Annotated in this window: 23 protein-coding genes and 1 tRNA gene; 11 read left to right on the forward strand and 13 right to left on the reverse strand. The window is 50.0% G+C overall.

Annotated elements, in window-relative coordinates; translation table 11 throughout:
• Positions 1-73: 73 nt before the first annotated feature.
• Together trxA and dnaE are read right to left on the reverse strand one after the other, a co-directional pair.
• Positions 74-388: a thioredoxin gene (gene trxA, locus DXD25_RS00970; protein ID WP_117661369.1), complete on the reverse strand. Its 315-nt coding sequence runs from the start codon at positions 386-388 to the stop codon at positions 74-76.
• Between the two features lie 47 nt (positions 389-435).
• Positions 436-4,146: a DNA polymerase III subunit alpha gene (gene dnaE, locus DXD25_RS00975; protein WP_117661370.1), complete on the reverse strand. Its 3,711-nt coding sequence runs from the start codon at positions 4,144-4,146 to the stop codon at positions 436-438.
• A gap of 138 nt (positions 4,147-4,284) precedes the next feature.
• Here dnaE and DXD25_RS00980 point away from each other — a divergent pair, with 138 nt between their 5' ends.
• A complete protein-coding gene (locus DXD25_RS00980) occupies positions 4,285-4,977 on the forward strand; it encodes a phosphatidylserine decarboxylase family protein (protein WP_117661371.1) in 693 nt (230 codons plus the stop codon).
• Between the two features lie 6 nt (positions 4,978-4,983).
• Positions 4,984-5,712, forward strand: coding sequence for a CDP-diacylglycerol--serine O-phosphatidyltransferase (gene pssA, locus DXD25_RS00985; RefSeq protein WP_117661372.1), 729 nt, complete (start codon positions 4,984-4,986; stop codon positions 5,710-5,712).
• Positions 5,713-5,862: 150 nt separating this feature from the next.
• On the opposite strand, the gene pyrH is transcribed toward pssA, so the two are convergent.
• The 3 genes from pyrH to DXD25_RS01000 form a co-directional block, all read right to left on the reverse strand.
• Entirely contained in the window at positions 5,863-6,573 is a 711-nt protein-coding gene (gene pyrH / locus DXD25_RS00990; RefSeq protein ID WP_089544033.1) for a UMP kinase, read from the reverse strand.
• Between the two features lie 18 nt (positions 6,574-6,591).
• Positions 6,592-7,344, reverse strand: a complete 753-nt coding sequence (locus DXD25_RS00995; protein ID WP_117661373.1) for a biotin--[acetyl-CoA-carboxylase] ligase — start codon at positions 7,342-7,344, stop codon at positions 6,592-6,594.
• 87 nt (positions 7,345-7,431) lie between these two features.
• Positions 7,432-7,809: a YraN family protein gene (locus DXD25_RS01000; RefSeq protein ID WP_117661374.1), complete on the reverse strand. Its 378-nt coding sequence runs from the start codon at positions 7,807-7,809 to the stop codon at positions 7,432-7,434.
• A 152-nt stretch (positions 7,810-7,961) separates the two neighbouring features.
• Between DXD25_RS01000 and DXD25_RS01005 the strand changes: the two genes are divergently transcribed.
• A complete protein-coding gene (locus DXD25_RS01005) occupies positions 7,962-8,408 on the forward strand; it encodes a nucleoside deaminase (RefSeq protein WP_117661375.1) in 447 nt (148 codons plus the stop codon).
• A gap of 3 nt (positions 8,409-8,411) precedes the next feature.
• Here DXD25_RS01005 and DXD25_RS01010 read toward each other — a convergent pair whose 3' ends face one another.
• On the reverse strand, positions 8,412-9,260 hold the full coding sequence (locus tag DXD25_RS01010) for a hypothetical protein (RefSeq protein WP_117661376.1): 849 nt from the start codon (positions 9,258-9,260) through the stop codon (positions 8,412-8,414).
• A gap of 39 nt (positions 9,261-9,299) precedes the next feature.
• Positions 9,300-10,031, reverse strand: coding sequence for a 16S rRNA (cytidine(1402)-2'-O)-methyltransferase (rsmI, locus tag DXD25_RS01015; protein WP_117661377.1), 732 nt, complete (start codon positions 10,029-10,031; stop codon positions 9,300-9,302).
• 96 nt (positions 10,032-10,127) lie between these two features.
• Between rsmI and DXD25_RS01020 the strand changes: the two genes are divergently transcribed.
• From DXD25_RS01020 to DXD25_RS01035, 4 genes are all read left to right on the forward strand, one after another.
• Positions 10,128-10,709, forward strand: a complete 582-nt coding sequence (locus DXD25_RS01020) for a thymidine kinase (RefSeq protein WP_089544039.1) — start codon at positions 10,128-10,130, stop codon at positions 10,707-10,709.
• An 81-nt stretch (positions 10,710-10,790) separates the two neighbouring features.
• Positions 10,791-11,930 carry an AI-2E family transporter gene (locus DXD25_RS01025; protein ID WP_117661378.1) on the forward strand — a complete coding sequence of 380 codons (1,140 nt, stop codon included), beginning with the start codon at positions 10,791-10,793 and terminating at the stop codon, positions 11,928-11,930.
• Positions 11,931-12,007: 77 nt separating this feature from the next.
• A tRNA-Lys gene (locus tag DXD25_RS01030) sits at positions 12,008-12,080 on the forward strand.
• A gap of 262 nt (positions 12,081-12,342) precedes the next feature.
• Positions 12,343-12,999, forward strand: coding sequence for a DUF4840 domain-containing protein (locus DXD25_RS01035; protein ID WP_117661379.1), 657 nt, complete (start codon positions 12,343-12,345; stop codon positions 12,997-12,999).
• A 171-nt stretch (positions 13,000-13,170) separates the two neighbouring features.
• On the opposite strand, the gene xylE is transcribed toward DXD25_RS01035, so the two are convergent.
• Positions 13,171-14,631 (reverse strand): D-xylose transporter XylE, encoded by a 1,461-nt coding sequence (xylE, locus tag DXD25_RS01040; protein ID WP_117661380.1) that lies wholly within the window; start codon positions 14,629-14,631, stop codon positions 13,171-13,173.
• 132 nt (positions 14,632-14,763) lie between these two features.
• Between xylE and DXD25_RS01045 the strand changes: the two genes are divergently transcribed.
• The 4 genes from DXD25_RS01045 to DXD25_RS01060 all read left to right on the forward strand — a co-directional run bounded on the left by DXD25_RS01045 (position 14,764) and on the right by DXD25_RS01060 (position 18,734).
• Positions 14,764-15,720 (forward strand): methylenetetrahydrofolate reductase, encoded by a 957-nt coding sequence (locus tag DXD25_RS01045; RefSeq protein ID WP_089544044.1) that lies wholly within the window; start codon positions 14,764-14,766, stop codon positions 15,718-15,720.
• Positions 15,721-15,733: 13 nt separating this feature from the next.
• Positions 15,734-16,846, forward strand: coding sequence for a DNA polymerase III subunit delta (locus DXD25_RS01050; protein ID WP_117661381.1), 1,113 nt, complete (start codon positions 15,734-15,736; stop codon positions 16,844-16,846).
• Between the two features lie 62 nt (positions 16,847-16,908).
• Complete coding sequence (locus tag DXD25_RS01055; RefSeq protein WP_117661382.1) at positions 16,909-18,249, forward strand: regulatory iron-sulfur-containing complex subunit RicT; 1,341 nt, start codon at positions 16,909-16,911, stop codon at positions 18,247-18,249.
• A 2-nt stretch (positions 18,250-18,251) separates the two neighbouring features.
• Positions 18,252-18,734 (forward strand): gliding motility lipoprotein GldH, encoded by a 483-nt coding sequence (locus DXD25_RS01060; protein ID WP_117661383.1) that lies wholly within the window; start codon positions 18,252-18,254, stop codon positions 18,732-18,734.
• Between the two features lie 37 nt (positions 18,735-18,771).
• On the opposite strand, the gene rodA is transcribed toward DXD25_RS01060, so the two are convergent.
• The 5 genes from rodA to DXD25_RS01085 form a co-directional block, all read right to left on the reverse strand.
• Positions 18,772-20,244: a rod shape-determining protein RodA gene (rodA, locus tag DXD25_RS01065; protein ID WP_089544048.1), complete on the reverse strand. Its 1,473-nt coding sequence runs from the start codon at positions 20,242-20,244 to the stop codon at positions 18,772-18,774.
• Positions 20,245-20,319: 75 nt separating this feature from the next.
• Complete coding sequence (mrdA, locus tag DXD25_RS01070) at positions 20,320-22,170, reverse strand: penicillin-binding protein 2 (RefSeq protein ID WP_117661384.1); 1,851 nt, start codon at positions 22,168-22,170, stop codon at positions 20,320-20,322.
• A gap of 63 nt (positions 22,171-22,233) precedes the next feature.
• The gene (mreD, locus tag DXD25_RS01075) at positions 22,234-22,734 is read right to left on the reverse strand and encodes a rod shape-determining protein MreD (protein ID WP_117661385.1); all 501 of its coding nucleotides are present in this window, start codon (positions 22,732-22,734) and stop codon (positions 22,234-22,236) included.
• Between the two features lie 33 nt (positions 22,735-22,767).
• Positions 22,768-23,646: a rod shape-determining protein MreC gene (mreC, locus tag DXD25_RS01080; RefSeq protein ID WP_117661386.1), complete on the reverse strand. Its 879-nt coding sequence runs from the start codon at positions 23,644-23,646 to the stop codon at positions 22,768-22,770.
• A gap of 84 nt (positions 23,647-23,730) precedes the next feature.
• Positions 23,731-24,753: a rod shape-determining protein gene (locus tag DXD25_RS01085; protein WP_006847875.1), complete on the reverse strand. Its 1,023-nt coding sequence runs from the start codon at positions 24,751-24,753 to the stop codon at positions 23,731-23,733.
• Positions 24,754-24,849 lie beyond the last annotated feature (96 nt).

Here is a 24,849-nt window from a genome sequence, read left to right on the forward strand (position 1 = left end):
CTAACAAAAAAGCATACGTCCCGATGCAGCTGATGCCGCACCGGGACGTATTTTTTTAGTCGTCTGCCCTCTCTTACAGCAGAGCCTCAAACTTCTCCTTGAGGGTTGACTTGTTGGCTGCACCAACAAACTTGTCAACGAGCTGGCCACCCTTGAAGAAAAGGATGGTAGGGATATTGCGAACGCCAAACTCCATTGCGATGTCGTCGTTCTCCTCTACATCACACTTACCAACTACCAACTTACCGTCAAACTCCCCTGCCAATTCTGACACGATAGGAGCAATCTGACGGCAAGGGCCACACCATGTAGCCCACAAATCTACTACCAATGGCAACTCGCCATTCTTGTAACTCTCGAAATTCTCGGTTGTAATTGTTACTTCCATTTTTTCTTCCTTTTTTATATAGTTAATAATATTCTCATGAATTATTTTTAATTGATCTGATACGACATCTTCGGATGGTCGTTGACAAACTGTATCAGATCCCTGCTCACTCCCACCGTGCGGTCCTGCGCACGCAGCAGCACATTGGTCTTGGTCTCGGCATCGTGAATCTGAAGGAAGAGCTGAGCCTTGCCCTCATCATTCTCCACCAGCGTCTTGATATCATTCACCAGCGTTTCGTCTATCACAGTACTGTCCACGATGATGGTAAACTTCTCCAGACGGTTCTCCTTCACGGTCTGGAGATACTCCACGGTGCTGATCTTGAAGTCAAGATAGTTGCTGTTGCCGTAACGGGACACACACTTCGCCGTAACGAAGATGGTGCTGCCCTCTACCATGATGCCGCGCCAGTTGCCCCAGTCCTCACCGAAGAGCGCCAGCTCGCCCGATCCTTCGAAATCCTCGATGGTGACGAAGCCGCACGGCTTTCCGGTCTTGGTGAACTTGGATTTCACCCCGGTGATGATACCGCCGAACACCACATCCTCCTTCTTGGCAAGCTCCACCTTGTCGCCCAGTTCAGAGCAGTGGGTATTGCAGAGGTTGCGGAGGATGATTTCGTAATCGTCGAGCGGATGAGCCGAGAGATAGATGCCCACGAGCTCACGCTCCCTGTTGAGCCTCTCGATGGTGCTCCAGGATTCAGCTTCCGGTATAGGAGGGGTGGCTATCTCCACCGCCTCTACGCCTCCGAAGAGCGAGGTGGCAGCCTCACGCTGCTCCTGCTGGTAGAGCTGACCGTATCTTACGAGCGTATCCAGGAAGGTATCGCCCTTGCTGTTCTTGCCGAAGTACTGCTCGCGGCGGATGCCGAAGCTGTCGAAACCGCCACTCAAAGCCAGACTTTCGAATGCCTTGCGGTTGACATTGGAGAAATCCACGCGCTCGGCAAAATCGAAGATGTTCTTATAAGGGCCGTTCTTCAGGCGCTCTGCCACGATGGCATCGGCGGCCGGAGCACCCATACCCTTGATGGCTGAAAGACCGAAACGTATCTCTCCATGCTCGTTCACACCGAACACGCGGTAACTCTCGTTCACATCCGGTCCCAAGGTCTTGATGCCCATCGACTGGCACTCCTCCATCAGCTTGGTGATTTCGGTAATCTGTGCAAAGCGTCGGGTCATCAGCGCCGCCATATATTCGGCAGGATAGTGCGCCTTGAGATAGGCAGTCTGATAGGCTACCCAGGAATAGCAGGTGGCGTGCGACTTGTTGAAGGCGTAGGATGCAAACTTCTCCCAGTCGCCCCAGATTTTCTCGAGCACAGCCGGATCGTGGCCGTTCTCCTGTCCCTGCTTGATGAACTTCGGCTTCATCGCATCTACGATAGCCTTCTTCTTCTTACCCATCGCCTTACGGAGGGCATCCGACTCGCCTCGGGTGAAGCTTGCCAGCTGACGGGAAAGGAGCATCACCTGCTCCTGATACACCGTGATGCCGTAGGTATCCTTGAGGTATTTCTCCATGCAGGGGATATCGTAGGTGATGGCCTGCTGACCGTTCTTGCGGGCAATGAAGTCGGGGATGTAATCCATAGGTCCTGGACGGTAGAGGGCGTTCATGGCGATGAGGTCCTCGAAAACCGTAGGCTTCAGCTCACGGAGATACTTCTGCATACCCGGCGACTCAAACTGGAAGGTTCCGATGGTCTGGCCGCGCTGATAGAGCTGATAGGTCAGCTCGTCATCGATAGGGATGGTATCGAGATCTACGACATCGCCCGTGGTCTGCTTGATCACCTTGCACGCCTCCTTCATCTCGGAGAGGGTCTTCAGACCCAGGAAGTCCATCTTGATGAGTCCGGTGGTTTCGATCACGTGACCGTCGTACTGGGTTACTGCCGTCTTCAGTCCCGGGAAATCAGGGTCATCGGCGGTAGATACAGGCACCCAGTTGCTGATAGGGTCGCGGCAGATGATGAATCCGCAGGCATGGATACCCGTGCCGCGGATGGTACCCTCGAGCATGCGGGCATACTTGATGGTATTGCTCTCGCGGGGGTCGCTGGAGTATTCTGCCTCCTTCAGCTCGGGGGTATATTTGATGGCATTGGTCAGGTTCATCTTGGCACCGTCAGGCAAACGGTCTGGAATCGCCTTGCAGAGTGCATTCGCCTTGTCCAAAGGCAGCTTCTCTACGCGCGCCACATCCTTGATGGAGTTCTTGGTGGCCATCGAACCGTATGTAATAATGTGGGCACAGTTCTCGTGACCGTACTTATCCATTACCCAGCGCAACACCTTGCCTCGGCCGTCGTCATCGAAGTCGGTATCAATATCAGGCAGGTTCACACGGTCTGGGTTCAGGAAACGCTCAAACAGCAGGTCGTACTTCAGAGGGTCGATCTTGGTGATTCCCAGGCAATATGCCACTACGGAACCTGCCGCTGATCCACGGCCCGGGCCCACCATCACGCCCAGCTCTTCGCGTGCCGCCCTGATGAAGTCGGACACGATGAGGAAGTAGCCCGGGAAACCCATGGTCTTCATCACGTGAAGCTCGAAGTTCACGTGCTCATCCACATTCTCGGGCAGCGGATCGCCATAAAGCTTCCTGGCTCCCTCGTAGGCGAGGTGGCGCAGGTATTCTGCCTCAAACTTGATGCGGTATATCTTGTCGTAGCCGCCCAGACGGTCGATTACCTTCTGACCTTCCTCGGGCGACAGCTGGTTTTCTCCGTTCTCATCAGTGGTAAACTCCCTGTAGAGGTCTTCTTCCGACACCTTCTGGCGCAGCTGCTCCTCGGTACCGAAACTCTCCGGAATGGGGAAGAACGGCATGATAGGACCGTGATCGATGCTGTAGATTTCCACCTTATCCAATACTTCGAGGGTATTCGAGAGCGCCTCGGGGATATCAGAGAACACTTCGTTCATTTCCTCGCGGGTCTTGAACCACTCCTGCTTGGAGTAGCGCATGCGGTTAGGATCGTCCAGGTCCTTGCCGGTGGCGATGCAGAGCAGATGGTCGTGCGCCTCGGCAGTCTCCTTGTCCTCGAAGTGGCAGTCGTTGGTACACACGAGCTTGATGCCGTATTCCCTGGCAAACTCGATGAGCACCTTGTTCGCCTTCTGCTGCAGTTCGTAAGCCTCGCGGTTGGCGAGCAGGCTCGGATCATCGGGCACCTTGTGGCGCTGCAGCTCCAGGTAATAGTCATCGCCGAAGAGATTGTGATACCACTCGCATGCCTCACGGGCTCCGGCGATATCGCCCTTCAGGATCTTGGCTGGCACCTCGCCGGCGATACATGCCGAGCAGACGATGAGGTCTTCGTGATACTTCTCCAGGTCGGCACGGTCGGTTCGAGGGCGCATGTAGTATCCATCCACCCACGAATTGCTCACCAGCTTGATGAGGTTCTTGTATCCGTTATAGTTCTTGGCGAGCACGATGAGGTGGTAACCACTCATATCGCCCTTGTCCTTCTCGCGGTCGCCCTTGGTGCGTCGTGCCACATACATCTCGCAACCGATGATGGGCTTGAAGGGTTCGAGTCCCTCCTTCTTGCGGTCTTTGTTGACCTTTCCGCAATAGTCAACCAGCTCCTTGATGCCGAACATCACACCATGATCGGTTACTGCCATACCCTTCATGCCATCCTTGATGGCCTTGTCCACCAGACGTGGAATCTTGGACTGGCCATCGAGGATGGAATACTGAGTATGGACGTGTAAATGAACAAAATCTTCCATTTTTTGCGTTAAAATTCGTAATTTGAGAACAAAGTTACTGCTAAAAGTTGATATTGCCAAAAGAAATGGGAGAAAAATTTGCAAAAACGATAAAAATGACGTATCTTTGCACCGAAAATAAAAACGTAAACCTTTCTCATGGGACAAAAAATAAAGAAACTAAAAAAGATAAGAATTCACCGTGAAGGCACCGACCAGCTGGTGTTCGGCGGTATAGCACTGGTGGCTGTCGCAGCAGTACTGTGGATGGCCTTTGACAACAAGATACCTTTCTGGGCATTCCTTGTGGTCTTCGGTGTGGTATATGGTATCGTGCTCAACTTCTACCGATGCCCGATCAGATTCCTGAACGTGGAAGATACCGAGAAACTCGTGGTAGCTCCTGCCGACGGCAAGATCGTGGTGATAGAGGAAGTGGATAATGCACCTTACTTTAACGATAAGCGACTGATGATTTCCATCTTCATGAGTCTCTGGAACGTACATGCCAACTGGTTTCCGGTGGATGGCAAGGTGAAGTTCGTGAAGCACGAGGACGGAAAGTTCATGAAGGCTTGGCTGCCTAAGGCGAGCGAGGAGAACGAGCACGCCGACATAATGATCACTACCCCAGAGGGCGTGGATGTATTGTGCCGACAGATTGCCGGTGCCGTAGCCCGCCGCATCGTAACCTATGCCAAGGAGGGAGAAGAGTGCTACATCGATGAGCATCTCGGATTCATCAAACTGGGTTCACGAGTGGATGTGTATCTGCCTCTCGGCACGGAAGTATGCGTGAAGATGGGACAGTCAACCACAGGTGATCAGACAATCATAGCAAAACTGAAATAAGAAAAAATGAGTATTAAGAAGCATATTCCAAACACGATTACCTGCTGCAACCTCATCTCAGGCTGCATCGCTACATCGTTTGCCTTCGGTGGAAATCCCGAAATGGCACTGTTGTGGATTATCATTGGAGCTGTTTTTGACTTTTTCGATGGCATGAGCGCCCGCTTGCTGCACGTTTCATCGCCTATCGGCAAGGAGCTGGACTCGCTTGCCGACGATGTGACCTTTGGCGTAGCACCCGCCACCATCGTATTCTCACAACTCTTCGTCATGGAGTATCCGGAGTTTCTGGAGCCTTTGCGCTCTTGGTTGCCATACGTAGCCTTCATCATCGCAGCTTTCTCTGCCCTGAGACTGGCGAAGTTCAACCTGGATGAGCGCCAGACAACCTCTTTCATCGGCGTACCTACGCCAGCCAATGCGCTGTTCTGGGGTTCGCTGGTAGTAAGCAGCCCCAGCTGGATTACCAACCAGAGCTGGTCGATATATCTCGTGCTGGCGCTGATTTTCATCACCAGCTTCCTGCTGGTATGCGAGTTGCCGCTGTTCGCCCTGAAGTTTAAGCAGTGGTCGTTCAAGGGCAACGAGGTGAAGTATTGCTTTGCCGGTTTCGCCATCGCCGTTCTTGCGGTATCTGTGGCTGCCGAAGGAGCAAGAGGATTCCTGGAGGGATGGTGGCCTATCATCCTGATGTACGTACTTCTCTCCTGGATCATGTTTCTGAAGAAAAAATAAAAATATAGGTTTTGTCATTTCCCTTTCAAGGAAAGGCGTTAATTGTTAGTATAGGCATCAGCTTTCTAACAAAGATAAAAAGATTAAGGAATAACAAAGGCTTACTTCCGGCGGGAAGTAAGCCTTATTTTTTTATATGATCTCTGATGATTAGTTGTGTACGAGTGTACCAATCTCTTCACCTTCCATCACCTTCTTCAGGTTGCCTACTACATCCATATTGAATACGTAGATAGGAAGGTCGTTCTCCTTGCACATGGTAGTAGCCGTGAGGTCCATCACCTTCAAGCCCTTGGTGTAGATTTCATCATAGGTGATGTCCTTGAACTTGGTAGCGGTAGGATCCTTCTCTGGATCGGCGGTATAGATGCCGTCCACACGGGTACCCTTGAGCATCACGTCTGCCTCAATCTCGATACCACGGAGAGAAGAACCGGTATCGGTAGTGAAATATGGGCTGCCGGTACCTGCAGAGAAGATGCAGATGTAGCCGTCTTCCATTGCCTCGATGGCTTTCCACTTGGTGTAGAACTCACCGATAGGCTCCATGCGGATAGCTGTAAGCACCTTGTTCTTCACGCCCAGTGCACCGAGGGCACTGCTCAGGGCGAGAGAGTTGATGACGGTGGCACACATGCCCATCTGGTCGCCCTTCACACGGTCGAATCCCTTCTGGCTTCCGCTCAATCCACGGAAAATGTTACCACCACCGATCACGATACCAATCTGCACGCCCATCTCGTGAACTTCCTTAATCTGCTTAGCATAATCACTCAAGCGCTCAGGGTCGATGCCGAAGCTCTGCTTGCCCATCAGGCTCTCACCGCTCAACTTCAAAAGAATTCTTTTAAACTTTGCCATAAATATCTTGTTTAATGTTTATTGTTTCATATTTGCTGAAGGAATCAGGAACCTGATTTCGCCGAAGGCATACGACCGGATCATTCCCTTCCTGTCGTGAAGGATGAGATGGCCGTCATCTTCCACCTCCACGAAGGCACCCTCGAACTTGCCGTCGGCATCCTCGTACCAGTGGAATCCCTTGCGGCGGTAGAGCGAGAGATGATAGATGCCCGAAACATCCATAAAGTCGGCACGGCGGAGCAGCTCATAATACTTCTTGAATGCCTCGATGATCTTCTGCAGCACCTCTTCCCTATCCACCTCGTGACCCAGAATCTGAGCCAGGGATACCGGATTGGGCGCATCGCTGTGGAACTCGGTCTGATTGATGTTCACCCCGGTACCGAAGATGCATCGCTTGATGCCCTTGGAATCGACAGAGGTTTCTATCAGCGTGCCGCTGATCTTCCTGTCGTTCCAATATACATCGTTCGGCCATTTCAGCGTAATGCCGTCGGTATAGGTATCCAGGGCATCCTTGACGGCTAGGGCTCCTGCCTCAGAGAGCAGGAACTGCTGGCGTACGGGCACCCAGGTAGGAGTCATCAGTAAACTGAACAGGAGGTTCTTGCCCGGTTCGCTCTCCCAGGTATGCGTGCCCTGTCCCCTGCCTGCCGTCTGATAATCGGCTACAGCCACGATGAGCGTATCATCCTCGCAGGCTTTCATTCCCTTCAGGAAGGTATTCGTAGAATCCACTTCCTGCATTCTTATGATTTTTGTTTTCATTTTCACCTTATTATATATAATTCAAGTTTCGCATGTAAGTTCCACACGCCCTGAAAGGGCAGAAGCTTTTAAGTACCAGCATAGAATCTAAAGTATCAGCATCGGATTGAAGGCATCCTTGAGATGCTGCAGACTCTTCACCTGATGTTCGCTTCCCACGATGGAGATGACATCGAAGCGCAACTCTTTGTCCACCTGGCATTCCTTGACATAGGCATTGGCAGCTATGGCAAGATTCCTCATCTTGCCGGGGGTGACAGCCTCTTCGGGCTGCTGGTATTCCTCGCCGGTGCGGGTCTTCACCTCTACCACCACCAGCGTGTTGCCATCGGGCGAAAAGGCAAGGATATCCAGGTCGCGGCGGCCTAGCCTCCAGTCACGATCTACGATGGTATAGCCCTCATCTTCCAGATAGAGCACCGCCTCATCTTCTCCCCATTTGCCCAAATCATTATGTTCAGCCATAGATTATTTTCTTATGTTTACCCCTGGCGGTATCATTTTCCGCACAAAAGGCACTATTACTATGCAAAAATAACACTTTTCTTTCATCCATCAAAGTTTTTTATGTATTTTTGCACAAAAATAGAAAAAGAGAAATCATAAAGAATAGAAATATGGAAGACAATCTGAAAAAAGACGAAGAATATATGCGCCGTGCGCTGATGGAGGCGCAGGCGGCATTCGACGAAGACGAGATTCCGGTAGGTGCCGTCATCGTTTGCAGGGACCGCATCATCTCGAGAGCCCACAATCTTACAGAGATGCTTACCGATGTTACCGCCCATGCCGAGATGCAGGCGATTACATCCGGAGCGAACATGCTGGGCGGAAAATACCTGAAAGACTGTACCCTCTATGTCACCGTAGAGCCGTGCGTGATGTGCGCCGGAGCCTTGGGATGGTCGCAGATCAGCCGCGTGGTGTATGGTGCCGGAGATGAAAAAAGGGGCTATACAAAATATGCGCCCGATGCACTGCATCCTAAGACAACAGTTACATCGGGCGTATTGGAAGATGAGTGCCGCACACTCATGCAGGATTTCTTTCAGAGAAAGAGATAATCATTACTTCACGAGAACAACCAGGTACTTGCTGGTGCTCCAGAAAATCTGAGAGTTGGTGATGCGGAGAGTATATTGCTTGTTGGCATCACGAACCAGAGTATAAGAGCTTGAAGGATGAGTAGTGAGCAACTTGGCTGACTTAGAATAGAGCTTGATCTCAGAAACCTCACGGATATCTACCTTTGTAAAGTAGCTCTTGTTGAAGTTACCGGTCATAACCTTGCCATTCTCCATGATGTGCTGGTTCTTCAGCTCCTTCTTGGTACCGAATACATACCATGCAGTGTTGAGCTGCTTATCCTGAGCATTGATCACCTCAGTCTTATTACTGCTTTCCTTGGTAAGGTTGCTGGTCTTGGTATTCAAGTTGTTGATAGTCTCATCAAGAGCAGCAATGTGGATATCCTTGCTATCCAACTCCTCACGGAGTGCCTGGAGCTGCTTCTCCTTCTCAACCAGCTGCTTCTGCAGGTTCTCTATGGTCTTCTTAAGCTGGTCGCCCTGGATAGAGCTGTTAGCCAACTGCTTCTGCAACTTGGCAAGGAGCTCCTTGTTCTGCTTCATGCGAGTAGCGATGAACTGCACATCCTCCTTGAGTTTCTGTCTCTTGGTGGCACCCTCACCATTCTTCAAGAGCACCACGCGGTTCTCAGCCTCATTGATCTGGTTGAGACCATCCTCAATCTCATTCAGAGTACCCAGCATATCATTCAGTTCGCTATCCTTCTGCGCAATGATGCTGTTGAGCGAATCTGATTGAGCCGCATTGTTAGCGGCATTGTTCTTGCCGTCGTTACATCCTGTTAAAACAAAGGCTGCGAGGCATGCCATCATTAATAGCTTTTTCATAATCCTTCTCCTTTTTGTTAATTTTATGATTAATACTTTTTATTTATTATTCTTACGCTCTTCGCGTCGCTTTTCCTTCAATTCCTCCTTCAGCTGCTTGGGATCCTTACCCGCCAGAACGATGACAAACTCACCGCGCGGTTCCGTCTCCTGGAAGTGGGCAATCACCTCGGCAAGGCTTCCACGCACACTTTCCTCGTGCAGCTTCGAGATTTCACGGCAGCAGCTCACCTGTCTGTCTTCTCCAAAAACCTCGGCAAACTGCTGCAAGGTCTTCACCACTCTATAGGGTGACTCGTAGAAGATCATGGTGCGCACCTCATCCTTGAGCGATTCCAGATAGGTTTGTCTGCCCTTCTTCTGCGGGATGAATCCCTCGAAGCAGAATCTGTCGCAAGGTAATCCGGACGACACGATGGCTGGGATACAAGCCGTAGGTCCCGGAAGGGTCTGCACGGTGATGCCTGCTTTCGCAGCCTCACGAGCCAGATAGAAACCAGGGTCGCTGATGCCTGGGGTTCCTGCATCACTGATCAAGGCGATGGTCTCACCAGCCTTCAATCGCTCTACGATGCCAGCCGATGTGCCATGCTCATTAAACTTATGATGCGCCACTAATCGATTTTTAATATCGAAATGCTTAAGCAGGACGCTCGATGTCCGAGTGTCCTCAGCGAGCACCATATCCGCCTCTTTCAAGACCCGGATGGCTCGCATTGTCATGTCCTCCATATTGCCTACTGGAGTCGGTACGATATATAATATGCCCATAAGTGGGTACAAATGTAGTTAATTAATCTTTCATAGCAAAAAAAAACTGCGTATCTTTGCATTTTTTAAAACCTTATTAGTAATTTTGTCCCCGAAATGACTGAAATACTGAATGGGGAGGCACACCGTCCCGGAAGAATTGAAGTGGTGTGCGGATCGATGTTCTCCGGAAAAACCGAGGAACTGATCCGAAGAATGAAGCGTGCCAGCTTCGCCAGACAGAAGGTGGAAATCTTCAAGCCGGCGATAGATACGCGCTACTCCGAAGACAATGTAGTGAGCCATGACCAGAATTCTATCCGTTCTACTCCTATTGAATCTTCCGGATCGATTTTGCTATTGGCTTCGGATATCGACGTGGTCGGTATCGACGAGGCTCAGTTCCTGGACAATGGATTGGTGGAGGTCTGCAACGAACTCGCCAACCGCGGCGTACGCGTCATCGTGGCGGGGCTGGATATGGATTTCAAGGGTGTTCCCTTCGGTCCGATTCCTGCGCTCTGTGCCATCGCCGACGAGGTGACCAAGGTGCACGCCATCTGCGTGAAGTGCGGTGCACTGGCATACGTCAGCCATCGACTGGTGGCTAACGACAAGCGCGTGCTCCTGGGTGAGCAGGATGAATACGAGCCGCTCTGCAGAGACTGCTACCAGAAAGCCATCAGCCAGGAGAAATAGAAGAACGAAGGGTGAAGAGCAAAGATACAACAGCTTTGCTAATCATAAAGTTCAAAGTTCAAAATTCAAAGTTCAAAGTAAATGAGTAAGGAGATTACATTCGACAAGTTCATCAGATGGGCTGGTATCGTTACCCTCGTCATTGCAGTACTCTACATCACCAACTATCTGAGTGAGGTACTGCTTCCTTTCTTTATAGCATGGTTTTTCGCATACCTGCTCTATCCCGTCGTGAAGTTCATCGAGAATAAACTCCATGTCAAGGTTCGTGCCATCTCCATTCTTCTGGCAATGGGAGCTGCGATTGCCATCGTGGGGGGTGTCATCTGGCTCATCATCCCACCGATGATCGACCAGTTTGACAAACTGGGAGAAGTGTTGACCCGATGGGTTCATCAAACCACCCATACCAACAATCTCACGATGCTGATCAAGGAGTGGCTGCAGGACAACCAGACCACCATAGAACGATTCTTGAAGAGCAAGGACTTCAGCGATGCCCTGAAGACTACGATGCCGAAGGTTTTCTCGGTAGTGAGCCAGACGGCAACCGTGCTGATGAGTATCGTGGCATCCATGATTACCTTATTATATATGTTCTTCATCCTGCTCGATTACGAAACCCTGACAGCCAACTGGGTGCGCATCTTCCCGAAGAAGAACCGTCCGTTCTGGTCGGCACTGATGAAGGATGTAGAGCGCGAGCTCAACAACTATATCCGAGGCCAGGGAATGGTGGCGCTCTGTATGGGCATCATGTTCTGCATCGGCTTCACCATCATCGGCTTTCCGATGGCGATAGGCCTGGGCATTCTGATCGGCATCATGGACCTGGTACCGTATCTTCATACCTTTGCCCTCATTCCTACGGCATTCCTGGCAATGCTCAAGGCGGCAGATACGGGACAGAACTTCTGGGTAGTCTTCGGATTGGCGGTATTGGTATTCTGCGTGGTGCAGGTGATTACGGATATGGTGGTTACGCCGAAGATTATGGGCAAGGCGATGGGCTTGAACCCAGCCATCCTGCTCCTGAGTCTTTCGATATGGGGTGCTCTGCTGGGCTTCCTGGGGCTGATTGTTGCCCTTCCGCTCACCACCCTTCTCATAGCTTATTGGCAGCGGTATGTAACGAGAGAAAAGCCGCAATATGAAGAGAAATTAGGGCCGGATCTACCGGAAACTGCCACTGAAACGGGTAAAATAGAAGAAAAACAATAAAAAAACGACTAAATATTTGGTGATTTCAAAAAATAGTCGTACCTTTGCACTCGCTTTTGAACATAAAGTTAGAGATTGACTCGCTAGCTCAGCTGGTAGAGCACAACACTTTTAATGTTGGGGTCATGGGTTCGAGCCCCATGCGAGTCACAGTCTCAGAAAAGGACTTTCCGTTAAGGGAAGTCCTTTTTTCGTATATAGTTCGGGGAGGTGGATTCTTTTAACTCTCATTAACTAAAAACAGATGCAAGATTCTTGCTTTTCTGCGTTTAATATAATGGAATATAGGGCAAAAATGCCCTCGGATACCAAAAGGTGCCGGAAAGATTCCCACATAGAAACAAAAAATTAGAATAAAATAAAATTTCATAAGACAAAAATAACAAAAGAAAAAAGAAAATTTCATAAGACAATGAAGAAAATTACATTATTCTCAATCCTGGCTGTACTCTTTGCAGCTATGTCATTCACCTCTTGTAACACAGACGGTGACAGCGGTATGAACTTCCTGACCCTTGAGCAGCAGAAGAGCTTCCAGCAGGCTATGTCATTGGGTTCATACAACAACATGGCCATTCTCTACGAAAAGAAGAATGATGCCAACGTAAAAAATCAGGTTGACTCTGTTGCATCATCTTGCAGCATCAGCATGTACGGCGACAGCACCATGACAATGACCAACTTCCCTGTGGCTGCACTCGCAGAGCACATCAATAACAAGGATTTGGCTGCCGCCATCGCCAAGGTGACTCCAAGAACCATCAAGTGCAAGTATAATGTAATGCCAAACAGTACTTCTGAAGTAGCTTACTTCATTGCTTGCCCTAATGCTGTCGAGTTGAATCTGGCTTATGGCACAGACAACAAGAGTCACAAGGTAGTGCTTGTTTTCATCCCTAGCCAGATGTATTACGGCTACTGCACACTCAAGGAGCCAAGACAGCTGGGCTTCCAGTTCGCGCTCTATCAGATCTGGGTGGATGGCAACCAGACCAACTTCATCCAGAACTCAACCAACTCTTCTAACACCACTGTAGGTTTTCTCTTCCGCAACGCATGGAAGAAGTAAGAAGAGAGGGCTAGAGAATTCAAATTCAAGAAATTAAGTTAATACTCTTTTAAATACAAACAACTTACAAATATATGGTCTGAATTTATCACTCAGCGTGAAAACTACATAAAAAGGCGCGATAGCTCTCCTGCTATCGCGCCTTACTTTTTTATCCTATATTTCAGTATCCTAATCTTTCTTCCAGAGCTTGCTCATATCCTCCAAGCTCTTGCCCTTGGTTTCAGGTACCAGCTTCCATACGAAGAAAGCTGCAACGATACAGATGGCACCATACAGACCATAGGTAAACCAATGACCGAAATCATCGCCCGGAGTCAGGTGCATATTGAACAGCGGTACGAAGGTAGAGCTGACGATGAAGTTGAATATCCACTGGAAAGCTACGGCAATCGCCACAGCCGCACCACGGATGGTATTCGGGAAAAGCTCGGCGATAAGCACCCAGGCAATAGGTCCCCAGGAGAACATAAAGCTGGCACTATATACCATGATACTCAGCATGGTAACCGTACTCAAGGCTTCATTTCCAAAGGTCAAGGCTACGCCCAAGGCTCCTGCTGCCATGCCGATGGAACCAAAGATAAGCAATGGCTTGCGACCCAGCTTCTCTACCGTAAAGACGGCAACCAGCGTGAACGAGATATTCACAATACCCATGATGACGGTCTGAACCATCGGATTGCCCATACCCATATCCTGGAAGATACGAGGCGCATAATAGAGCACCGCATTGATACCCACTGCCTGCTGGAATACAGAAAGCATCACGCCCACAAAGATACACATAAAACCGTAAGAGAAGAGTTTCTCGGTCTTCACGGTCACCGTATTCCTGATATCGTGGATAATCTCGCGTGCCTTCTCAGAACCATTGATCTTGGCAAGCACGCCGTATGCCTTCTCATCCTGTCCGATCATCACGAGATAACGAGGGGTTTCAGGTACGAAGCAGATCAGGAAGGTGAACAGTCCTGCCGGAACCATCTCGCTTCCAAACATATATCTCCAGCCCGTCTCGATGGTCCACTGCGCATCCACCATATTGGCGATGGCACCCACAGCATCATAAATAGGATTGGCATGGGAACCCATAATGATGAAATTGACGAAGTAAACCACCAGCTGACCGAAGATGATGGCAAACTGATTGCAGCTCACCAACATACCGCGCATATTGCTCGGAGCGATTTCGCCGATATACATCGGACAGATGGCTGAAGCCATACCTACACCGATACCACCCAGCACACGATAGAAGTTGAATACCACCAGCAACGTCCAGTCGGCATGTCCCTGAGGCAGGAGATAAGATTCCGGTTCCATAGATCCCCAGGCAGAGAGGAAGAAGCAGACACCCGCAAAGATGAGCGAGCGCTTACGACCCAGCCTGCTGGCGAAAAGACCAGAAAGCGAACTACCGATGATACAGCCGATCAGCGCACTGGAAGAAGTGAATCCGTGCATCACATCGGTGTATTCGAAATCTCCGGCACCCTTGAAGAATGCCTGCAAACCCTTCTCGGCACCTGATATCACAGCGGTATCGTAACCGAAAAGCAAGCCACCCAATACGGCGACCATCACAATCGAGAAAAGATAGGCCTTAGAGCCCGTTTGTTGTTGTTCCATTTTACTATAGGTTATTTGTTTATTTTTATATTTTTATCTGTTTATTTTAAAATAATACGCATAATCTGCACATTTCCCCTATTTTTTTTGTAAATTTGCAACCAAAATAAGAGAACATAGATATTACGTAATATGAACATCGCAGAATTCTTACATCAGAAGGGCGACAAAAGAGGCTTCTCTTTCGAGGTTTTGCCACCTCTCAAGGGTAATGGCACTGCGGCTCTCTTCCGCACCATCGACAGCCTCAAGGACTTCGACCCACGGTTTATCAACATTACCACACACCACAGCGAGTATGTTTACAAGGAACTGGAAAACGGTCTCCTCACTCGTCAGCGTGTGCGTCGCCGCCCTGGTACCGTTGCCATCGCAGGCGCAATCCAGAACAAGTACGACATCCCAGTCATCCCTCACGTCATCTGTAGCGGTGCCACGAAGGAAGACATCGAATACGAATTGCTCGATCTCCAGTTTCTGGGCATCAGCAATATCCTTGTGCTGAGAGGCGACAAGGCGAAGGAAGACCGACAGTTTACTCCAACAGAAAACGGTCATTCCAATGCCACCGACCTGCTGAAGCAAGTAAACCAGTTTAACGACGGTTTCTTCTTCGACGGCACCCCGATCAAGCATCCGGGTGATAAATTCTGCTGTGGCGTAGCCTGCTATCCGGAGAAGCACGAAGAGGCTCCCAATCTGGAGATGGATATGCAGCATCTCCTGGAGAAGCAGCAGTTGGGCGCTGACTATGCCATCACCCAGCTCTTCTACGACAACGAGAAATTCTATGCTTTCGTAGAGAAGGCTCGCCAGATGGGCATCACCATCCCTATCGTTCCGGCGCTGAAGCCATTCGCCAAGCTGAGTCAGCTCACCATGGTACCAAAGACCTTCCATTGCGACATCCCGGAAGCTCTGGCGCAGGAGGTTTTGAAGTGCAAGAGCGATGAAGATGCCAAAGCGCTCGGTATCGAGTGGACGACTGCCCAGGTGAAAGATCTCTTCGATCACGGATACAATCATATCCATTTCTTCACCGTTTCGGCGGTGGATAGCGTGAAACAGATAGCTAAAATTTTATTTTAAAGTTCAATGTTCAATGTTAAATAGTGAAGTGATAGGTCAGCAAGATATATGGAACCGTCTGATGGAGATGGTTCAGGAGAATCGTGTGCCCCATGCACTGATGTTCTGCGGTCCACAAGGTTGTGGAAAACTGGCAGTGGCGCTGGCTTTCGCCAGCTATCTGCTGGGCGATTCCCCGATGCTGAGAAAATGGGAGCATCCCGACCTGCATTTCACCTTCCCTACCATCAAGACATCCGAGATGAGCGGCGACCATACGCCCGTAAGTCTCGACTTTATGAAAGAATGGCGTGAGATGCTCCTCCAGGAAGGTCCGTATGTGCTGATCAGCGACTGGATGCAGCGCATGGGCAAGACTGATGCCGACTTCAACAAGCAAGCAATCATCACCGCCGATGAGACCGACAATCTTTCGAGAGAACTGAGCATGATGTCGAGTCAGGGCGGTTACAAGATCAGTCTGATATGGTTGCCGGAGCGTATGAACCTCACGAGTGCCAACAAGATATTGAAACTGCTGGAAGAGCCGCCTCATCAGACACTCTTCCTCCTGGTAAGCGAACAGCCGGAACTCCTGCTCGAAACCATCAGAAGCCGCGCACAGCGTATCGACCTGAAAAAGATTGAAACTTCCGAGGTGGAGAAAGCGCTCATAGAACGAAGAGCGCTGGATGCTGAATCAGCCCACCGCATCGCCCGAATCGCCAACGGCAACTGGAACCATGCATTGGAGGAGCTGGACTCTGGCAATGAAAACCGCCAGCATCTGGATATGTTCATCATGCTGATGCGCCTCTCCTATATGCGCAACATCCACGATTTGAAGAAGTGGAGCGAGGTGGTTGCCACCTTCGGCAGAGAGAAGCAGAAGCGAATGCTCGATTACTTCATGCACATGCTGCGCGAGAGTTTTATGTATAATTTCCGCCAGCCGGAACTCAGTTATATGACACAGGAGGAGGAGAATTTCGCCAGGAACTTCGCCCGATTCATCAACGAGGCGAATATCATCGACATCTCCAATCTCTTCGAGGAAAGCAAGCGATTCATCGCCCAGAATGCCAACCCGAAAATCGTGTTCTTCGACCTGGCGCTGAAGAATATCGTTCTGCTCATCAGAAAATAAAGGAAATACATCCCCCGAAAGGGCAATATATATTAATCAAGAAATAATAAATAGAATACATCGTGGATTATAAAAATATGAAATTCAAAATGTGGAATGGCTGCGATAGAGGTCTATGCTGTAAGGCTGTGGGACGACAGGATCGACAGCTCAACACATACGACTGGCTAGCCGATGTGCCAGGAAACGCTGAGAGCACCGACCTGGTGGAAGTGCAATTTAAAAATACCCGAAAGGGATATTATCACAATGTTAACAACCTCGACCTCAAGAAGGGCGACATCGTGGCTGTAGAGGCTAACCCGGGTCACGACGTGGGTGTAGTAACATTAACCGGCCGACTGGTAAAACTGCAGATCAAGAAGGCAAACCTCAAGTCGCAGGATGACATCAAGCGCATCTACCGACTTGCCAAGCAGGTGGACCTCGACAAGGCAAAGGAGGCCAAGAGCCGCGAACACGACACTATGATCCAGAGCCGTCAGATAGCCAAGGACCTGGGCCTGAAGATGAAAATCGGCGACGTGGAGTATCAGGGCGATGGCAACAAGGCCATCTTCTACTATATCGCTGATGAGCGTGTAGATTTCCGCCAGCTCATCAAGGTACTTGCCGATACCTTCCATGTCCGTATCGAGATGAAGCAGATTGGTGCACGTCAGGAGGCTGGCCGTATCGGCGGTACCGGTCCTTGCGGCAGAGAGCTCTGCTGCGCTACTTGGATGAAGAACTTCGTAAGTGTGAGCACCAATGCTGCACGCTACCAGGACATCTCGCTCAACCCTCAGAAGTTGGCTGGCATGTGCGCCAAACTGAAGTGCTGCCTCAACTACGAGGTAGATAACTATGTAGAGGCAAGCCGAAAGATGCCACCTAAGGATGCCGTGCTTCAGACTGCCGACGGCGAGTTCCATCAGTTCAAGGTAGATATCCTTGCCGGACTCATCACCTACTCTTCTGACAAGAACATGGCTTCCAACCTGGAGACCATCACCGCAGAACGTGCCAAGGAAATCATCGAGATGAATAAACAGGGCGAGAAACCGCTCAGTCTGATGGAGAACGGCAAGATGAAGGAAACTTCCAAGAGCATCGACCTGCTCAATGAGTCTGATCTCAGCCGATTCGACAAGGCGAAGAAAAAGAAGAAGAACAAGAACCGCAATGCGAACCGCCCAGAAAAGGGAGATAACCGTCAGCCAAACGGCAATAACCGCAATAGGGATAATAGAAACAAGGGAACTCGCCAGCAGGGAAACAGACCCCAACAGGGCAATAACAATAAGCCTCAGCAAGGCAATAATAACAAGCCTCAGCAGGGCGAGAATAACAAGCAACAGCAGGCAAACAACAACAAGCCTCAGCAGGGCGAGAATAACAAGCCACAGGAAGACAAGAAGTAAAAATGAAAAGACTGATCCATTTCGTTTTCATACTGGTGGCAACCATAGCCTTCAGCGCTTGCAATCATGCCAAGGTATATGACGAATATGCCCACACGCCGATTGCAGGATGGGAGAAGAACGATACCCTATCGTTCGAAATCCCTCCAATGGCTGCCACCGGCTATTACCGGCAGAGCCTGGGTCTGAGAACCACAGGTGCCTATCCGTTTACGGCATTGACACTCATCGTGAACCAGACCATCTACCCTGCCAACAAGGGCAAGCGTATCGAGAAGACTGATACCGTACTCTGCCAGCTCATCAACCAACATGGCGAGAACAAGGGACAGGGCATCAGCTACTATCAGTACAACTTCCCTATCAATATCTATAAGATAAACAGAGGCGATTCCATCCATATCGCCATCCGCCACGATATGAAGCGAGAAATTCTTCCGGGTGTAAGCGACATCGGAGTGAAAATAACGAAAAATGACCAATGAGACGTATCTCACTGGTCATTTTTTTATGCTGTAAAATCTAGCTTCTTACCAGGTTTCTTCCGGCATCAATACGCAGGAAGATGAAGAGCAGGATGGTAAAGCCCCAAAGCGAACTACCTCCATAACTGAAGAACGGAAGCGGAATACCGATTACCGGCGTCAGTCCCAGCACCATTCCCACATTAATAAATAGGTGGAACAGAAATACCGAGAGCACACAGTAGCCATATATTCGTCCGAACTTGAAAGGTTGTCGCTCCGCCAGATGTATCAATCTCAATATCAACATCAGGAAGAGCAGCAGCACGCCTGCCGAACCCAGGAATCCTTCCTCCTCTCCTACCGTACAGAAGATGAAGTCGGTATCCTGCTCAGGCACGAACTTCAGCTTGGTCTGGGTTCCGTTCAGGAATCCCTTTCCCTGCAAGCCACCCGAACCGATGGCTATCTCACTCTGATGTACATTATATCCGGCACCCGCCAGGTCTTCGTCCAATCCCAGCAGCACGTTGATACGCACTCGCTGATGAGGTTCCATCACGTTGTTCAGCACGTAATCGGCACTGTAGAAGAAGGCAATACTTCCCATTGCGAATATCGAAATCAGGAAATAGTTGCGGAAGCGGGTCCTCAGACCGTGATACACCAGGAATCCGATCATCACCGCACAGAGCAGCAGCTGCACCCATACGATGTCAAACGGAATGATGTAGGTGGAGAAGAGTGCAAAGATGAGCGTGATGCCCACCGAGTAGCACAGGATGATGAGAGCATGCTTCCTGTTGCCCGTATAGCTGTTCACCAGTCCTGCCGTGAAGATCTGCACCAGCAGCAGCACCGTGAACTTTCCCACCGAGGTGTAGGTATCCCACATCGTCACGTTCTCGTACTTGATACCCACCACAAAGTAAACCACCATCGAGACTCCGGTAAAGAGGATGGCACCTGGCATTCCCTCGCGGTAAAGCATCAGGAAGAAGGCGGAATATACCAATGCCGAACCCGTCTCGCGCTGTCCCACGATACATATCATAGGCAAAATGATGATGCCCATAGCCGCCATGAAATGCTTCATTTTGTGGATATTGAATCCATAGCTGCACATAAACTTCGCCACAGCCAGCGCCGTAGCAAACTTACCGAACTCGGCAGGCTGCAGTCGCAGCGGTCCCAGCACCAGCCAGGAGTGCGAACCCTTGATGCTATGCGGATTGAATATCGTGGCAAAAAGCAGCAATATCAGCACGGCATAGATCACGTAGGCGAAGGTATCGAAAAAACGGTCGTCCATCATCAGGATGACGAAGCCCAGCGCGATGGAGGTACCTATCCATATAATCTGCATACCCGAACGGGCACCCAGACTGAAGATATCGTTGTCACCATAGGTATAGCTGGCACCGCAGACACTGATCCAGCCGAAGCAGAGCAATGCCAGATAGATGCCGATGGTCCACCAGTCGAGCGAACGGAGAATACCAGCTGGTTGTTTATTATCTGATTGAGCCATTGTCTTTATTATTCAATGAATTGAAACTGCAGTCTCAGGATAGAAACTGCAGTTTTGATTTGAAACTTCAGTATATTATCTGCTACTAGAGCCGTAGGCAATTCTTCGGGCCTGCATCTGTGCCGCCTGACTTTCAGAAGCTGGAGAAAGCTTTCCCTTCAGATACTGCTCCATCATCAAGCCACCGATAGGCACACCATAGTCGGCACCCCATCCACCATTCTCCACATACACGGCGATGGCGATTCTCGGATTGTTCATCGGAGCAAAGCCCATGAAAACAGAGTGGTCGTGACCACGGTTCTGAGCCGTACCGGTCTTGCCGCAAGCCTCGAAGTCGTAACGGGAGAGCATCTTACAGGTACCCTTCAGTGCCGAACTTCTCATACCAGCCACCACATAGTCATAGGCTCGCTTCGAAGCCTTGGTGTAATGACGGCGGGTATAAAGCGTATCGAGCGGTTCGCCCTGCACCTTACGCACTACGTGAGGCACATAGTAATAGCCTCGGTTGGCGATGGTGGCACCCAGATTGGCAATCTGCAGAGGAGTGAGGTTCACCTCACCCTGTCCGATAGAGATACTGATGACGGTCAATCCGTTCCAGGAGCCCTTGTAGGCCTTGTCATAGAACTGTGCATTAGGAATCAGACCTCTCTTCTCGCCCGGCAAATCGATACCCAGCTTATAGCCGAATCCCATACTCACCATATAGTCTTTCCATACGGTCATCGCATTCTGCACCGAGCCATACTTTTTCTTGTTGCCTATCATATAATAAAGTCCCCAGCAGAAGTAACCGTTACAGGAAGTACTGATGGCATCCACCAGCGCAATAGGCGACGGGTGACCATGACATCCCACATGCAGACCTCTGTAAGAGAAGCCGTGATTACATGGGAAGGCTGTGCCCGGAGTGATGATTCCCTCGGTAAGATAGGTCAGCGCCTGGGAGGTCTTGAAGGTAGAACCCGGAGGATACTGTCCCATGATACTACGGTTCAGGAGCGGTTTCCAAGGGTTCTGCGAGAGCCACTTGTGCATCTTTCCTCTATTCTTACCCACCAGTCGGCGCGGATCATAGGTAGGAGAAGAGACCATCGCCAGCACCGACCCGTCTCTTGGGTCAATGGCAACGATACTTCCTATCTTGCCCTGCAGCAGTCTTTCGCCCAGAGCCTGAAGGTTGACATCGATACCCAGCGTCAGGTCCTTACCGGCAACAGGCCGCTGGTCGAGTTTTCCGTTCTGATAGCTTCCCTGTATTCTTCCCCGGGCATCGCGAAGCATAATCTTCACGCCCTTGATACCTCGGAGCTCCTTCTCGTAATGCTTCTCCAGTCCCAGCTTACCGATATAGTCACCCGGCTGATAGTAGTCATCATCCTCGATATCGCTTGGCGAAACCTCACCCACATCTCCCAGAACATGGGCAGCGTATGGATAGGCATATTCTCTCACACTTCGCTTCTGCACATAGAAGCCCGGAAACCGGAACATCTTCTCCTGGAAAACGCTGAAGTCCTTGTCAGAAAGCTGACTCATGAAGAGCTGCTGGGTATATCGCGAGTATCCGGGATTCTTGTTTCTGTCCTTGATGGTCTCCATTCGCTTCTCGAAAGCCTCCTTGGTAATGCCCAGGGAGTTGCAGAAGTCCATCGTATCCAGACGTCCCTCCTGCTCCTTCATCACCACCATGATATCATAGGAAGGCGAATTATACACCATCAGCTTGCCGTTTCTGTCGTAGATGGCGCCACGCGAAGGGAACTCAATCTGCTTCAGGAAGGCATTGGAATCGGCATTCTTCTTATAATCCTCACTCATAATCTGAAGCGTAAAGAGACGAATGGCGTATATGACTACAATTGCTATAGCCACACCACCAATCACATACTTACGCTTATCAAGATTGTAATCCACCATATTATATATATAGCTGAAATTTTTTGTTTGATCTTTTACTGTTCTCTGTCTTGCAGCAAGGTTCTATCCCTTGCGGAAGCTCTCCAATGCCATGATGAGCAGCATCGTGATGGCTGTACCGCCACCGATGCGGAGGAGCCACTCCATCCAATTGAAGAAATTGAAGGTCTCCAGAGTAAAGAATACCAGATTATAAACGAGTACGATAACCAACGTGTAGAGAACATACGAACCGACACCGATGGTGCGCATGGACGGCTCCAGGTCGTCGGCACTGTCTCTTGGCACGAAGAGTTCGAAAAGATAAGGCTGAAGCAGTCCGATGAAGGTCATCGAAGCTGCAGCTACTCCCGGCGTATTGGCAAACACGTCGATACAAAGTCCCATCATGAAGCTCCACAGCATCACCGACCAGCGTGGGTGGTTTCTGCGGAAATGGAGCACCATGAGAATATACAGCAAGGGGGTGGCGCAGTTGAACAAGTGGATATGGTTGAATACCAATCCCTGCACCAGCACAAGCACCACGAAGATGCCGAGTCGTTTTATCAAATCTATACTCATTGCTACTTATATATCTCCTCTTACTATGATCTTTTAATTTTTACCTTTGGCATTGCCGTCGGGCATGATACTATCCTGTGCAGCACGCATAATCTGAAGGCGTTCCTTCATCACGGCATCATCGATGACGCAGACATCACGCAGACAGGCAAAGTCGGTAGAAAGTCTCAACTGTACTCTATACGACAATCCATCAGCAGAATTAAACACGTGCAGAATCTTGCCCACTCTTACTCCCGGAGGGAACACAGCCGAATAGCCACTCGTTACTACGTAGTCGCCCAGCTTGAAGTGGGCATGGCGTGGCACCTCTTCCAGATATGCCAGTTCCGAAACGCCACCCTTCCATCGCAGATAGCCGAAATAGCCTCTGCCCTGGATGGTACAACTGATATTCGACTTCACGTTGAGCACTGGTATCACGATGCTGTAATGCTGAGCTACGAGATACACGATGCCCACCACTCCGGTACCGCTTATCACACCCATATCCTTATGGATGCCGTCAGCGCTACCCTTGTCGATGGTAATCAGGTTGTCTGGCTTGTCCAGGCTGTTGGCCACCACCTTGGCAGGGATGAGTCGGTAATTCTGAAGCAGCGCAAACTGGTCGCGGTGATAGATGGCACTATCCTTGGTTACCCCATAGAGGCTGTCGCTCAGCTGCTGCACCTGCTGCTCCAGATAGGCATTCCGCTGGGTAAGTTCCTGGTTCACCTTGGTCAGGGAGAAGAAAGTCTCCACGTTGGCATCCCATTCATAGATCTTGCCCGTCACGGCATTGGCTGTAGAAAACCACGCACTGCCCTGGTAGCTGTTATACTGGAACAGAAGCACCATGCTCACCACCTCCAGAATCACGAAGACAAACCAATGGTTGTATTTCTGCAAAAACTCTAAAAGGTTGTGCATACTTAAAAAAATGAATCTGTATATGATTAAAATTCCGCAAATGGGCACAAGAGGTCCAGATGCGGAATTTAAATATCTTGAATATTATCTCATCAGGAATGAGAAACGATCCACATTCTTCAATGCGATACCGGCACCCTTAGCCACACTGTGCAATGGATCCTCGGCGATATGGAATGGGATGTTGATCTTGTCCTGGAGTCGCTTGTCGAGACCGCGGAGCAGAGCACCACCACCTGAAAGCCAGATACCGTTCTTCACGATGTCGGCATAAAGCTCTGGTGGAGTATTCTCGAGAGCTGAGAGTACTGCATTCTCTATCTTGGCTACAGTCTTGTCCAGACAGTGAGCAATCTCCTGATAGCATACAGGCACCTCCATTGGGAGCGCTGTGATACGGTTAGGACCGTGAACGATGAAGTCCTCAGGAGCCTCATCTCCCAGATCTGTCAGGGCAGAACCCACATGAATCTTGATACGCTCAGCCATACGCTCAGAAACCTTCACGTTGTGCTGGCGGCTCATATACTCCTGGATGTCGGCTGTCAGGTCGTCACCGGCTGTACGGATAGAGTTGTTGGATACGATACCACCCAGAGAGATGACTGCAATCTCGGTGCTACCACCACCTATATCAACTATCATGTTACCTTCTGGTGCCTCTACGTCGATACCGATACCGATAGCAGCAGCCATAGGTTCAAAAATCAAATATACGTCGCGACCGTCGGCATGCTCAGCAGAGTCACGTACGGCACGGAGCTCTACCTCAGTAGAACCAGAAGGCACACCAATCACCATACGGAGTGAAGGTGAGAACAGTCGGCTTCCTGTATGAACCATCTTGATAAGTCCACGCATCATCTGCTCGCAGGCAGTAAAGTCGGCGATAACGCCATCACGCAAAGGACGGATTGTACGGATGTTGTCATGAGTCTTCTCGTACATCATCTTTGCCTTCTCGCCTACGGCAATCATCTTGTCGGTGCGGCGGTCGAGGGCAACAACAGAAGGTTCGTCCACTACAATCTTATCATCACTGATAATGATGGTATTGGCGGTACCCAAGTCCATTGCGATTTCCTGAATAAATGAAAAAAATCCCATTTGCTAATGTAAATCTAATATTTTAAGCTTAAAATCTTTCCTTTGTAGTCATCTTCCCGCCCTCGCGTTCAAGAGCGGGAAGAGTTGCGAGATGAA

Source organism: Prevotella sp. TF12-30 (assembly GCF_003436715.1).
Taxonomy (GTDB): domain Bacteria; phylum Bacteroidota; class Bacteroidia; order Bacteroidales; family Bacteroidaceae; genus Prevotella; species Prevotella copri_A.